Annotated in this window: 12 protein-coding genes; 10 read left to right on the forward strand and 2 right to left on the reverse strand. The window is 57.4% G+C overall.

Features of this window, described 5'->3' with window-relative positions; genetic code table 11:
* Positions 1-115: 115 nt before the first annotated feature.
* The 3 genes from fadI to sixA all read left to right on the forward strand — a co-directional run bounded on the left by fadI (position 116) and on the right by sixA (position 4268).
* Positions 116-1426: an acetyl-CoA C-acyltransferase FadI gene (gene fadI / locus ACOTXD_RS03980; protein WP_061856651.1), complete on the forward strand. Its 1311-nt coding sequence runs from the start codon at positions 116-118 to the stop codon at positions 1424-1426.
* A complete protein-coding gene (gene fadJ, locus ACOTXD_RS03985; RefSeq protein WP_061856650.1) occupies positions 1426-3573 on the forward strand; it encodes a fatty acid oxidation complex subunit alpha FadJ in 2148 nt (715 codons plus the stop codon). Before fadI ends, fadJ begins: the two co-directional genes overlap by 1 nt.
* Before the next feature lie 209 nt (positions 3574-3782).
* Positions 3783-4268, forward strand: coding sequence for a phosphohistidine phosphatase SixA (gene sixA, locus ACOTXD_RS03990; protein WP_003861375.1), 486 nt, complete (start codon positions 3783-3785; stop codon positions 4266-4268).
* Positions 4269-4314: 46 nt separating this feature from the next.
* Here sixA and smrB read toward each other — a convergent pair whose 3' ends face one another.
* Positions 4315-4866 (reverse strand): endonuclease SmrB, encoded by a 552-nt coding sequence (gene smrB / locus ACOTXD_RS03995; RefSeq protein ID WP_015572246.1) that lies wholly within the window; start codon positions 4864-4866, stop codon positions 4315-4317.
* Positions 4867-5011: 145 nt separating this feature from the next.
* Here smrB and prmB point away from each other — a divergent pair, with 145 nt between their 5' ends.
* The 6 genes from prmB to ACOTXD_RS04025 are packed head-to-tail and all read left to right on the forward strand — an operon-like array spanning position 5012 to position 9563.
* Positions 5012-5944, forward strand: coding sequence for a 50S ribosomal protein L3 N(5)-glutamine methyltransferase (prmB, locus tag ACOTXD_RS04000; RefSeq protein WP_003861381.1), 933 nt, complete (start codon positions 5012-5014; stop codon positions 5942-5944).
* A gap of 60 nt (positions 5945-6004) precedes the next feature.
* Positions 6005-7090, forward strand: coding sequence for a chorismate synthase (aroC, locus tag ACOTXD_RS04005; protein WP_023314595.1), 1086 nt, complete (start codon positions 6005-6007; stop codon positions 7088-7090).
* Positions 7091-7092: 2 nt separating this feature from the next.
* The gene (gene mepA, locus ACOTXD_RS04010; RefSeq protein WP_061856648.1) at positions 7093-7917 is read left to right on the forward strand and encodes a penicillin-insensitive murein endopeptidase; all 825 of its coding nucleotides are present in this window, start codon (positions 7093-7095) and stop codon (positions 7915-7917) included.
* Positions 7917-8726, forward strand: coding sequence for a sulfite exporter TauE/SafE family protein (locus ACOTXD_RS04015; protein WP_003861386.1), 810 nt, complete (start codon positions 7917-7919; stop codon positions 8724-8726). Before mepA ends, ACOTXD_RS04015 begins: the two co-directional genes overlap by 1 nt.
* A complete protein-coding gene (locus ACOTXD_RS04020; RefSeq protein ID WP_003861390.1) occupies positions 8726-9271 on the forward strand; it encodes an elongation factor P hydroxylase in 546 nt (181 codons plus the stop codon). The genes ACOTXD_RS04015 and ACOTXD_RS04020 overlap by 1 nt, the downstream gene beginning before the upstream one ends.
* A 13-nt stretch (positions 9272-9284) precedes the next feature.
* Entirely contained in the window at positions 9285-9563 is a 279-nt protein-coding gene (locus tag ACOTXD_RS04025; protein WP_003861391.1) for a YfcL family protein, read from the forward strand.
* Between the two features lie 58 nt (positions 9564-9621).
* Here ACOTXD_RS04025 and mnmC read toward each other — a convergent pair whose 3' ends face one another.
* Entirely contained in the window at positions 9622-11619 is a 1998-nt protein-coding gene (gene mnmC, locus ACOTXD_RS04030) for a bifunctional tRNA (5-methylaminomethyl-2-thiouridine)(34)-methyltransferase MnmD/FAD-dependent 5-carboxymethylaminomethyl-2-thiouridine(34) oxidoreductase MnmC (protein ID WP_061856646.1), read from the reverse strand.
* Between the two features lie 158 nt (positions 11620-11777).
* Between mnmC and fabB the strand changes: the two genes are divergently transcribed.
* Positions 11778-12995 (forward strand): beta-ketoacyl-ACP synthase I, encoded by a 1218-nt coding sequence (fabB, locus tag ACOTXD_RS04035; RefSeq protein ID WP_003861395.1) that lies wholly within the window; start codon positions 11778-11780, stop codon positions 12993-12995.
* The last annotated feature ends 46 nt before the right edge of the window (positions 12996-13041 follow it).

Consider the following 13041-nt stretch of genomic DNA (forward strand, 5'->3'; position numbering starts at 1 on the left):
GCCTTAGCTCGCAATTTTTCGCTTCCCCGATTGGCTCAATGTAAAAAAATAGTTAAGACTATTATCAGGTCAGACCACTTAATGTGCGCGCAAAATTTTTTTACAGGGGAGTGTTATGAGTCAGGCATTACCGCTTATCACCCGACACGGTGACCGCATTGCCATTATCAGCGGGTTACGTACGCCGTTTGCGCGTCAGGCAACCGCGTTTCACGGTATACCGGCTGTCGATCTGGGAAAAATAGTGGTGGGGGAGATGCTGGCTCGCAGCGAGATCCCGCCAGAGGTTATTGAGCAACTGGTTTTCGGCCAAGTGGTGCAGATGCCGGAAGCACCCAATATCGCGCGTGAAATCGTGCTGGGTACCGGCATGAATGTTCATACCGACGCCTACAGCGTCAGCCGCGCCTGCGCCACCAGTTTCCAGGCGGTGGCGAACGTGGCGGAAAGCCTGATGGCGGGGACCATTCGCGCGGGGATCGCCGGCGGCGCGGATTCCTCCTCCGTGCTGCCCATCGGCGTCAGCAAACAGCTGGCCCGCATCCTCGTGGATGCCAACAAAGCTCGCACTACCGGTGCAAAGCTTAAACTCTTCTCGCGTTTACGCCTGCGCGACCTCATGCCCGTGCCACCTGCCGTTGCTGAATACTCCACCGGCCTGCGCATGGGCGATACAGCCGAGCAGATGGCAAAAACCTACGGTATTACCCGCGAACAGCAGGATGCACTGGCGCATCGCTCGCATCAGCTCGCTGCGAAGGCCTGGTCGGAAGGCAAACTTGCCGACGAGGTTATGACGGCTTATATCCCGCCTTTCCGCGAACCGCTGGTGGAAGATAACAATATCCGTGGCACCTCGACGCTGGAGGATTACGCAAAACTGCGCCCGGCGTTTGATCGTAAACATGGCACCGTTACGGCGGCCAACAGTACGCCACTGACGGACGGTGCCGCCGCCGTGATCCTGATGACGGAATCCCGGGCGAAAGAGCTTGGCATCACACCGCTGGGCTATTTGCGTAGCTACGCCTTTACCGCCATTGATGTCTGGCAGGACATGCTGCTCGGTCCGGCCTGGTCCACGCCGCTGGCGCTGGAGCGCGCGGGGTTGACGCTGGCTGACTTAACCCTGATCGATATGCACGAAGCCTTTGCCGCACAAACCCTGGCAAACATTCAGCTGCTGGCAAGCGAGCGCTTCGCGCGCGATGTACTGGGCCGCGCCCACGCGACCGGCGAAGTGGATCAGAGTAAGTTTAACGTGCTTGGCGGATCCATCGCCTACGGCCATCCATTTGCGGCGACCGGCGCGAGAATGATAACCCAGACTTTGCACGAGCTGCGTCGCCGCGGCGGCGGTTTTGGTCTCGTTACCGCCTGTGCGGCGGGCGGCCTGGGTGCAGCAATGGTTCTGGAGGCTGAATAATGGAAACGACATCTGCATTTAACCTGGCTGTTCGCCTTGATAACGTGGCTGTTATCACCATTGATGTACCCGACGAAAAGATGAACACCCTGAAGGCCGAGTTCGGCGTTCAGGTGCGTGCGATGCTCAGACAGATCCGCGAAAACAAAGCGATACGTGGCCTGGTATTTATCTCGGCAAAGCCGGATAACTTTATTGCCGGGGCCGATATCAACATGATTGCCCGGGCGAAAAGCGCTCAGGAAGCAGAAGACCTGGCGCGTCAGGGGCAGCAGGTAATGGCGGAGATCCATGCGCTGTCGATACCCGTTGTCGCTGCGATCCACGGGGCCTGCCTGGGCGGTGGGCTTGAGCTGGCGCTGGCCTGTCACAGCCGCATTTGTACCGACGATGCGAAAACGGTACTCGGACTGCCGGAGGTACAGCTTGGATTGCTGCCCGGTTCAGGTGGCACGCAGCGCCTGCCGCGTCTGGTGGGCGTCAGTACGGCGCTGGAGATGATTTTAACCGGTAAACAGCTGCGCGCCCGTCAGGCGTTAAAGGCGGGTCTGGTTGATGAGGTCGTTCCGCACGCCATCTTGCTTGAGGCCGCCGTTGAGCGGGCGCTGAAAGGTCGTCAGGCGAAACGCCCTCTGCCGGTGCGCGAGCGTATCCTCGCCGGGCCGCTGGGGCGCACGCTGCTGTTCAATATGGTGGGTAAAAAAACCGAGCAAAAAACCAAAGGGAACTATCCGGCAGCGACGCGCATTCTGAAGGTGATTGAAACCGGTTTATCGCAGGGCAGCAGCAGCGGTTATGCTGCGGAAGCGAAAGCCTTTGGCGAGCTGGCGATGACGCCGCAGTCGCAGGCGCTGCGCGGCATTTTCTTTGCCAGCACGGAGGTTAAAAAAGATCCGGGCAGTGAAGCTGAACCGGCTCCGCTGCGCGCCGTTGGCGTTCTGGGGGGTGGGCTGATGGGCGGCGGCATCGCATTTGTCACCGCCAGCAAAGGCAAATTGCCCGTACGTATCAAAGATATCAACCCTAAGGGTATCAACCATGCGTTGCAGTACAGCTGGCAGAACCTTGATCGCAAAGTGAAACGCCGCCATATCAAGGCCAGTGAGCGCGATAAAACCCTCGCGATGATCACTGGCGCCACCGACTACAGTGGGTTTGCACACCGCGATCTGGTGATTGAAGCCGTGTTCGAAGATCTGGCCCTTAAGCAGCAGATGGTGGCGGATGTTGAACAGCACTGCGCGCCGCACACCATTTTCGCGTCAAATACCTCGTCTTTGCCGATCGGCGACATCGCGGCGAAAGCCGTGCGCCCGGAGCAGGTGATAGGGCTGCACTATTTCAGCCCTGTCGAAAAAATGCCGCTGGTGGAGGTTATCCCACATGCCACAACCAGCCCGCAAGCTATTGCCACCGTGGTGAAGCTGGCGAAAAAACAGGGCAAAACCCCGATTGTGGTCGCGGACAAAGCCGGCTTCTACGTCAACCGCATTCTGGCGCCGTACATTAACGAAGCGATGCGGTTGCTGACGGAAGGGGAGAAAATTGAGCACGTCGATGACGCTCTGGTGAAGTTTGGTTTCCCCGTCGGCCCAATCCAACTTTTGGATGAGGTAGGAATTGATACGGGGACTAAAATTATCCCTGTGCTGGAAGCGGCTTATGGCGATCGTTTTGCGCCGCCTGCAAACTTTGTTTCTGCAATTTTGAAGGACGATCGCAAAGGCAGAAAAAATGAACGCGGTTTCTATCTTTACGCCGCGAAAGGGCGTAAAAGCAAGAAACAGGTCGACCCTTCGGTTTATGCGCTTATTCCTGTCACGGGTCAGGCAAAATTGTCGGCGGTTCAGTGTGCTGAGCGCTGCGTAATGATGATGCTCAATGAAGCGGCGCGCTGCTTTGGTGAGCAGGTGATCAAAAGCGCGCGCGACGGCGATATCGGCGCCGTGTTTGGTATCGGTTTTCCGCCATTCCTAGGCGGTCCGTTCCGGTATATGGATACCCTCGGGGCGGGTGAAGTGGTTGCGATTCTGCAACGTCTGGCCTCGCAATATGGTCCACGGTTTACACCTTGTGACGAATTATTGCAGATGGCGGAACGGGGTCAGACATTCTGGCCCGTAAGGGAAACTGATTGCGTAAACTGAAGTCAAAGAAGGGTAAATCCTGAGGTGATGGAACCTGTTCTGGCGAAATTGTAAACAGAGATTGACTATACTTACGCCATTGAGGTAAAAAACAGCGTTTCATTCACCGAATGGATCAGGCACAATGCCCGGCCATCGGGTTTTCTACCTCAGAGCATTAATCGCGGGTAGTTAACGCCGGTGATTCTGGTTAACAAAAGCGGTGCAATATGCAAGTTTTTATCATGCGTCACGGCGACGCGGCACTCGATGCCGCCAGTGACTCAGTACGTCCTTTAACCGTCTGTGGCTGCGACGAATCCCGTCAGATGGCGACATGGCTTAAAGGTCAAAAAGTGGACATTGAACGCGTTCTGGTGAGTCCGTTCCTGCGGGCAGAACAGACGCTGGATGTGGTAGGGGAGTGTATGAACCTGCCATCCAGTGTGGATGTGCTCCCTGAACTTACGCCGTGTGGCGATGTTGGCCTTGTCAGTGCTTATCTTCAGGCGCTGTGCAATGAAGGTGTCGCTTCCGCACTGGTCATTTCCCACCTGCCGCTGGTCGGCTATCTGGTATCTGAGCTGTGCCCGGGCGAAACGCCACCGATGTTCACTACGTCCGCCATTGCCAACGTCACCCTCGACGAAACCGGCAAAGGGGTCTTTAACTGGCAAATGAGTCCGTGCAACCTGAAGATGGCAAAAGCCATCTGACGTGACGTGCGATATGGCGGGGTGCAGCGTGCCTCCCGCCATCCTGTCAGGGCAACTCTGGCGGCTGCCACTCCTCCACTTCAATCAATACCAGCAATGCGGCATCTCCGCCGTACTCTTTGGGTGCCTGATGAAACGCCATCACGTGCGGGTGCTGAGCCAGCCACAGCGGTGTCTGTTGCTTAAGAATATGTTTGCCGTGGCCGTGCATTACGCAGGCGCAAAAAACATGCTCGCGACGACATGCCGCGATCAACGCCCCCAGCTCCTGTTTCGCCTGCATCTGGGTCAACCCATGCAGATCGAGGAACAGCTCCGGCGAGTAATCTCCCCGGCGTAATTTTTTCAGTTCAAAATGGCTGACGTCTTCGCGCACGTATTTCACCGCACCCTGAGTATTGAGCAGCGGCTGAAACTCATCTGAAAAATAGTGGCTGTTATCGGCCTGCTCCTGGAGCAGACGTTTGACCGGAACCTCGCTGACTTTTTTACGCTGCGGGCGATGGACAATGGTGTCGTGCGTGATTTGACGCGTCCCGGTCATCAGCTGGCGGAAGAGAGCCTGATCCTCCTCGCTGAGCGATGTTTTCTTTTTCATTCGTCATTCTCATCTCGTATTTCCGATAGTGTACCCGACTAAACGCATTTTTTAACCTCAAGCGACACGCGTCATTGCTGATTTATCGCCGTCTTCATGGCAAACTAGCCGCCGAAAATTATGCGAGCATGCCCTGGAGGAAAGAGTGGATAAAATTTTTGTCGATGAAGCAGTAAACGAGCTGCATACCATACAGGACATGTTGCGCTGGTCGGTTAGCCGCTTCAGCGCCGCCAATATCTGGTACGGCCACGGTACGGATAACCCGTGGGATGAGGCCGTTCAGCTGGTGCTGCCGTCTCTCTATCTGCCGCTGGATATTCCGGAAGACATGCGCACCGCGCGCCTGACCTCCAGCGAAAAACACCGCATCGTTGAGCGCGTGATCCGTCGCGTGAACGAGCGCATTCCGGTGGCTTACCTGACCAACAAAGCCTGGTTCTGCGGCCATGAGTTCTATGTTGATGAACGCGTGCTGGTGCCGCGCTCGCCGATTGGCGAGCTGATCAACAACCACTTTGACGGCCTGATTAACCATCAGCCGCAGCACATTCTTGATATGTGCACCGGCAGCGGCTGCATCGCCATTGCCTGCGCGTACGCCTTCCCGGAAGCGGAAGTGGACGCCGTCGATATCTCCACCGACGCGCTGGCCGTCACCGAACACAACATTGAAGAGCACGGGCTGATTCATCACGTCACGCCTATCCGCTCTGACCTGTTCCGCGACCTGCCGACGCTGCAATACGACCTGATCGTCACCAATCCGCCGTACGTGGATGCAGAAGACATGTCCGACCTGCCGAACGAGTACCGTCACGAGCCGGAGCTGGGTCTGGCGTCCGGCTCTGACGGGCTGAAGCTGACCCGCCGCATCCTGGCCTGCGCGCCGGATTATCTGACCGACGACGGCGTTCTGATTTGTGAAGTGGGCAACAGCATGGTACATCTGATAGAGCAGTACCCGGATGTGCCGTTCACCTGGCTTGAGTTCGACAACGGCGGTGACGGCGTCTTTATGCTGACCAAGGCGCAGCTGCTTGATGCACGCGAATACTTCAGTATTTACAAAGATTAATCCAGCGGGCTTCGGCCCGTTTCACAACGCTCAAACACAAACAACAACATCGGAGCCGTGATGGCAGGAAACAGTATTGGACAGGTATTCCGTGTGACCACCTTTGGCGAGTCGCACGGTCTGGCACTGGGTTGTATCGTTGATGGCGTCCCGCCAGGCATCGAACTGACCGAAGCCGATTTACAGCATGACCTTGACCGCCGGCGTCCGGGTACCTCTCGCTACACCACGCAGCGTCGCGAGCCGGACCAGGTCAAAATTCTCTCCGGCGTATTTGAAGGCCGTACCACCGGGACCAGCATTGGTCTGCTGATTGAAAACACCGATCAGCGTTCTCAGGACTACGGCGCGATTAAAGACGTCTTCCGTCCGGGCCACGCTGATTACACCTACGAACAAAAATATGGCTTTCGCGACTATCGCGGCGGCGGACGTTCTTCCGCACGTGAAACCGCGATGCGCGTGGCGGCAGGGGCGATTGCCAAAAAATATCTCCAGCAGAAATTCGGCATCGTTATCCGCGGCTGTCTGACCCAGATGGGCGACATTCCGCTGGCCATCAAAGACTGGGAGCAGGTAGAACTTAACCCGTTCTTCTGCGCCGATGCCGACAAGCTGGACGCGCTGGATGAGCTGATGCGTGGCCTGAAAAAAGAGGGCGATTCCATTGGTGCGAAAGTCACCGTGGTAGCCGACGGCGTGCCGGCTGGCTGGGGCGAGCCGGTATTTGACCGCCTTGACGCCGACATCGCCCACGCGCTGATGAGCATCAACGCGGTGAAAGGCGTTGAAATCGGCGACGGTTTTGACGTGGTTAAGCTTCGCGGCAGCCAGAACCGCGACGAAATCACGAAGGCGGGTTTCCAGAGCAACCATGCGGGCGGCATTCTGGGCGGCATCAGCAGCGGGCAGCAAATTATTGCCAATATCGCGCTGAAGCCAACGTCCAGCATTACCGTGCCGGGCCACACGATTAACCGCGCTGGCGATGAAGTTGAGATGATCACCAAAGGGCGTCACGATCCGTGCGTGGGGATCCGCGCGGTACCGATCGCAGAAGCGATGCTGGCGATCGTGCTGATGGATCACTTCCTGCGCCAGCGCGCGCAGAATGCGGATGTGACGACCACCATTCCACGCTGGTAACTATGAAAAAAACCGCAATCGCTCTGCTGGCGCTGCTGGCCAGTGGAGCAAGCCTGGCCGCTACGCCGTGGCAGAAAATCACCCACCCGGTAGCGGGGAGCGCGCAGTCCATTGGCGCTTTCTCCAACGGGTGTATCGTCGGCGCGCAGGAACTTCCGCTGCAATCGGATACCTATCAGGTGATGCGCACCGACCAGCGCCGTTATTTCGGCCATCCTGACCTGGTGCTTTTTATTCAGCGTCTTGGCAACCAGGTGAATAATCTGGGGCTGGGCACGATGCTGATTGGCGATATGGGGATGCCTGCCGGTGGCCGCTTTAACGGCGGTCACGCCAGCCACCAGACCGGACTGGATGTGGATATCTTCCTGCAATTGCCGAAAACGCGCTGGAGCTCAGCGCAGCTGCTGAAACCGCAGGCGCTGGATCTGGTCTCGGCCGACGGTAAACGGGTCGTCGCCTCACGATGGTCGCCGGAAATTTCCAGCATGATTAAGCTGGCGGCAGAGGATAACGACGTCACGCGGATCTTTGTTAATCCGGCCATCAAGCAGCAGCTTTGCCTGGATGCGGGAACGGATCGCGACTGGTTGCGTAAAGTGCGCCCGTGGTTCCAGCATCGTGCCCATATGCATGTTCGCCTGCGCTGCCCGGCGAACAGCCTGGAATGTGAAGATCAGCCGCTGCCACCGCCTGGCGATGGTTGTGGTTACGAACTGCAAAGCTGGTTTGAACCAGCCAAGCCTGGAACCTCTAAGCCTGAGAAGAAGACACCGCCTCCGTTGCCGCCTTCCTGCCAGGCGCTACTGGATGAGCATGTACTTTAATGGATAATTTCGTCGATCTGTTCATGGTGTCACCGCTGCTTCTGGCGGTGCTCTTTTTTGTTGCAATGTTAGCCGGATTTATCGATGCCCTGGCGGGCGGCGGCGGGTTGCTCACCGTTCCGGCGTTGCTGGCGGCAGGCATGAGCCCTGCCCAGGCGCTTGCCACCAACAAACTCCAGGCATGCGGCGGTTCGCTCTCCTCGTCGCTCTATTTCATTCGGCGTAAAGTTGTGAATCTCGCCGATCAGAAGCTCAATATCCTGATGACGTTTATTGGCTCAACGGCGGGCGCGCTGCTGGTCCAGCACGTACAGTCCGACATTCTGCGACAGATCCTGCCGCTGCTGGTTATCTGTATCGGCCTCTATTTCTTACTCATGCCAAAGCTCGGGGAAGAAGATCGACAGCGTCGCCTTCACGGCCTGCCGTTTGCGCTGATCGCCGGTGGCTGCGTCGGTTTTTACGATGGCTTCTTTGGCCCGGGGGCAGGCTCGTTTTACGCGCTGGCATTCGTGACGCTGGCCGGGTTCAACCTCGCCAAATCCACCGCCCACGCCAAAGTCCTCAACGCGACCTCCAACGTTGGCGGTCTGCTGTTGTTTATCATTGGCGGCAAGGTTATCTGGGCAACCGGGTTTGTGATGATGGCAGGGCAGTTTTTGGGCGCGCGCGCAGGCTCGCGTCTGGTATTAAGCAAAGGGCAAAAGCTGATCCGCCCAATGATTGTTGTCGTCTCGGCGGTGATGAGCGCCAAACTTCTTTATGACAGCCATGGACAGGAGATCCTCACCTGGTTGGGGATGAACTAATGAACAGTACGCATAACTACGAACAGCTGATTGAGATCTTCGATAGCTGTTTTGCTGATGATTTTAATACCCGTCTGATTAAAGGCGACGACGAACCGATCTATCTTCCTGCTGATGACGAGGTTCCGTATAACCGCATCATCTTTGCCCACGGCTTTTACGCCAGCGGTTTGCACGAAATTTCGCACTGGTGTATCGCCGGGAAAGCGCGTCGCGAGCTGGTGGACTTTGGTTACTGGTACTGCCCGGACGGGCGCGACGCCGCCACCCAGGGGCAGTTTGAAGATGTGGAGGTGAAACCCCAGGCGCTGGAATGGCTGTTCTGCGTGGCGGCGGGTTTCCCGTTCAACGTGAGCTGTGACAACCTCGAAGGCGACTTCGAGCCAGACCGTATCGTCTTCCAGCGCCGCGTTCATGCGCAGGTGATGGAATATCTTGAGAAAGGCATCCCGGCACGTCCGGCACGCCTGATCGAGGCTTTACAGAATTATTACCACACGCCGGAGATCACGGCGGAATGCTTCCCGTGGCCGGAAGATCTTTAACAGAGGAAAGAAGATGATCGCAGAATTTGAATCACGCATTCTGGCGTTAATTGATGACATGGTGGAACACGCCAGTGATGATGAGCTGTTCGCCAGCGGTTATCTGCGTGGTCACCTGACGCTGGCGGTAGCCGCGCTGGAAGCCGGGGACGATCACTCTGCCGACGCCGTTCACGCGGAAGTCACTCGCAGCCTGGAAAACGCTATTCAGGCCGGGGAACTCTCTCCGCGCGACCAGTCTTTAGTGCTGGGCATGTGGGATAATTTGTTCCAGCAGGCGAAAGCGAAGTAAGTGTATCACCGCCCTCTCCCACAGGGAGAGGGCCGGGGTGAGGGCACCAGACCGCACCCTACTTGACCATTTTCCCCTTCAGCAATTTCCGCACCCACAGTCGGTTTGGATTCAGCCCCGCGAGCGTAACCCTGTCCAGCGGAACCGGCTCGTCGCTCATTTGCGCGGCTAACGCTTCAGCCAGCAGCGGCGCGGAGCACAATCCCCGCGAGCCTAAGCCACCCAGCATAAACAGCTCGGGGTGAACGGGCGCACTTACCGCCGTTTCTTTGCTGTCTGCAAGATCCTGATAGACTTCAAGCGTGGCGTCATAGTCCGGCACGTTTCCCGCCATCGGCAGGTGATCGCGGGTCGCGCAGCGTACGCCGCAGCGCGCCTGACCCTCACTGACATCAACCTCTTTCGCCCACGACGCATCCGGAAAACAGTCGACCAGGCGCTGTCGGTTTTGCTGCTGATCCGCTTCGCTGTACTGCATATCTGTTTCACCGCGATGGTAGCTGGCGCCGATGCAGTGATGGCCGTTGGAGGGATTTTGCGGCGTCAGGTAGCCGTCGTAACACAGCACCTGACGCAGTTTGCTCAGTTCGGGCGCGGTCGGGATATGGCTCACCTGGCCGCCGACTGGATAAACCGGCAATGATGCTGTCTGGGTAAACTGAGTGATATGATGTCCGTTGGCCAGCACAACGCTGGCATGCTGGGCCTCTTTGCCGTCAGCGAAACGCAGCTTCCAGTGTGCAGTGCGGCTTAGCGATTGAACCTTATGGGCATAATACACCGTCAACCCACGCGACTGCCCGAGGGCTATCGCCGCATAAGTCAGTTCAGCCGGACACAGCCAGCCGCCGAGTGGATACTGAATACCCCCGCAGCCGGTGTCGACGCCAGTGGTCTCTGTAACCTGCTGTGCCGTCACTGCATGGGCGATGTCCTCCGGCAGCCCCAGCGACAGCATTTGGGTGATTTTCTGCTGGCTCTTCTCGTCCCAGCCGAGCTGCGTCACGCCGCACCAGTCGTGGTCGAACGCAACCGGCAGGCTATCGTAAAGGCGGCGAGCAAACGTAAACGCCGCCGGGAATAACTGGAACAGTGCCGGATCGTGTGAACTTAATAAGGGATAAAGCGCGCCCTGACGGTTGCCTGATGCGCCCGTCGCCGGCGCCTCGTCAGCGCAGTAGAGCGTCACCTGCCAGCCACGGTGCAGCAGCGCCAGCGAGAGCAGGGCGCTGGCAATACCCCCGCCCACAATAGCGACCTCACGCGAGGTGCTGGCGCGGCGGGCAAACCAGGGGGCCTGCGCCGGGATCGCCAGATCCTGTTCCATCACCCCGACCAGCATGTCGCGTTTGCGGCCAAAGCCTTTGGTTTTCCGCATGGTAAACCCCGCCTCCTGCAACCCACGACGGACAAAGCCCGCGGAGGTGAAGGTAGCAAGCGTCGCGCCCGGGCGCGCCAGACGTGCCATGGCGCTGAACAGGTGCGGGCTCCACATGTCCGGGTTTTTAGCGGGCGCAAAACCGTCCAGGAACCAGGCGTCCACTTTCTGATTCATTGAGTCATCAAGCTTATCGGTCAGGTCGTTAATATCGCCCAGCCACAGGTCGAGGGTGACGCGTCCGTCATCCAGAATCAGACGATGACAGCCGCCGATAGCCGGTGGCCACTGGGTCTGAAGCTGTTCCGCCCAGTGGGCAAGCTCCGGCCAGCTCTGATGGGCAAGCCGCAGATCGTGCGCGGTAAGCGGAAATTTTTCGAAACTGATGAAATGTAATCTTTGTAAGGTAGCCTCGGGGTATGCAGCGCGATACTGATCGAACGCCTGCCAGAGGGTCAGAAAATTCAGCCCGGTGCCGAAACCGCTCTCCGCTACGACAAACAGCCTGCGCGGATGTTCAGGGAAGCGGGTGCTGAGATGATTTCCTTCGAGGAAGACATAGCGCGTCTCTTCCAGTCCGTTATCATTAGAAAAGTAGACGTCATCAAAATCTCGGGAAACAGGTGTACCCTCAGCGTTGAATTCGAGGTTGGCAGGTTGTATGGCGTTTTGTTTCACGTAAGTTACTCGTCCGACAGGCAGTGGCACGATCTTAGCGATGTGAGCCCATCGGTGCAAATTTCCACAGAAAATGGCTGATCGGACTTGTTCGGCGTACAAGTGTACGCTATTGTGCGACTCGAAACTTTTTATAGTGCGACTTACAGAGGTATTGAATGAAACGTGCAGTGATTACTGGCCTGGGCATCGTTTCCAGCATCGGTAATAACCAGCAGGAAGTCCTGGCATCTCTGCGTGAAGGACGCTCCGGGATCACTTTCTCTGAAGAGTTTAAAGATTCTGGAATGCGTAGCCACGTATGGGGTAACGTTAAACTGGACACCACCGGTTTAATTGACCGTAAAGTGGTTCGTTTCATGAACGATGCCTCTATCTACGCCTATCTTTCCATGCAGGAAGCGATCAAGGATTCTGGTCTGAGCGAAGACGTTTACCAGAACAACCCACGCGTGGGCCTGATTGCAGGTTCCGGCGGTTCTTCTAAAGCTCAGGTGTTCGGTGCTGACGCCATGCGCAGCCCGCGCGGCCTGAAAGCGGTCGGTCCATATGTTGTGACCAAAGCCATGGGTTCAGCGGTTTCCGCGTGCCTGGCAACGCCGTTCAAAATCCACGGTGTGAACTACTCCATCAGCTCCGCATGTGCGACCTCCGCACACTGTATCGGTAATGCGGTTGAGCAGATCCAACTGGGCAAACAGGACATCGTATTTGCTGGCGGCGGCGAAGAGCTGGGCTGGGAAATGGCCTGTGAGTTCGACGCGATGGGCGCACTGTCCACCAAATACAACGAAACGCCAGACAAAGCGTCCCGTACTTATGATGCACACCGCGACGGTTTTGTTATCGCTGGCGGCGGCGGTATGGTTGTGGTTGAAGAGCTGGAACACGCGCTGGCGCGTGGCGCGCACATCTATGCTGAGATCGTGGGCTACGGCGCAACGTCTGACGGCGCTGACATGGTTGCTCCATCCGGTGAAGGCGCGGTGCGCTGCATGAAGATGGCGATGCACGGTGTTGATACTCCAATCGACTACCTGAACTCCCACGGCACCTCAACGCCGGTAGGCGACGTGAAAGAGCTGGGTGCGATCCGTGAAGTGTTCGGCGACAACAGCCCGGCTATCTCTGCAACCAAAGCCATGACCGGTCACTCTCTGGGTGCGGCGGGCGTGCAGGAAGCGATCTACTCTCTGCTGATGCTGGAAAACGGCTTTATCGCGCCAAGCATCAACATCGAAGAGATGGACGAGCAGGCGGCTGGCCTGAACATCGTGACTGAAACCACCGAACGTGAGCTGACGACCGTTATGTCCAACAGCTTCGGTTTCGGCGGCACCAACGCCACGCTGGTGATGCGTAAGCTGAAAGCGTAAGCGTTTGAAGGTATAGTAGAAGGGAGCCGCGCGGCTCCCTTTTTTT

The organism is Enterobacter cloacae complex sp. CDL013, from assembly GCF_049238805.1.
Lineage (GTDB): Bacteria > Pseudomonadota > Gammaproteobacteria > Enterobacterales > Enterobacteriaceae > Enterobacter > Enterobacter hormaechei_C.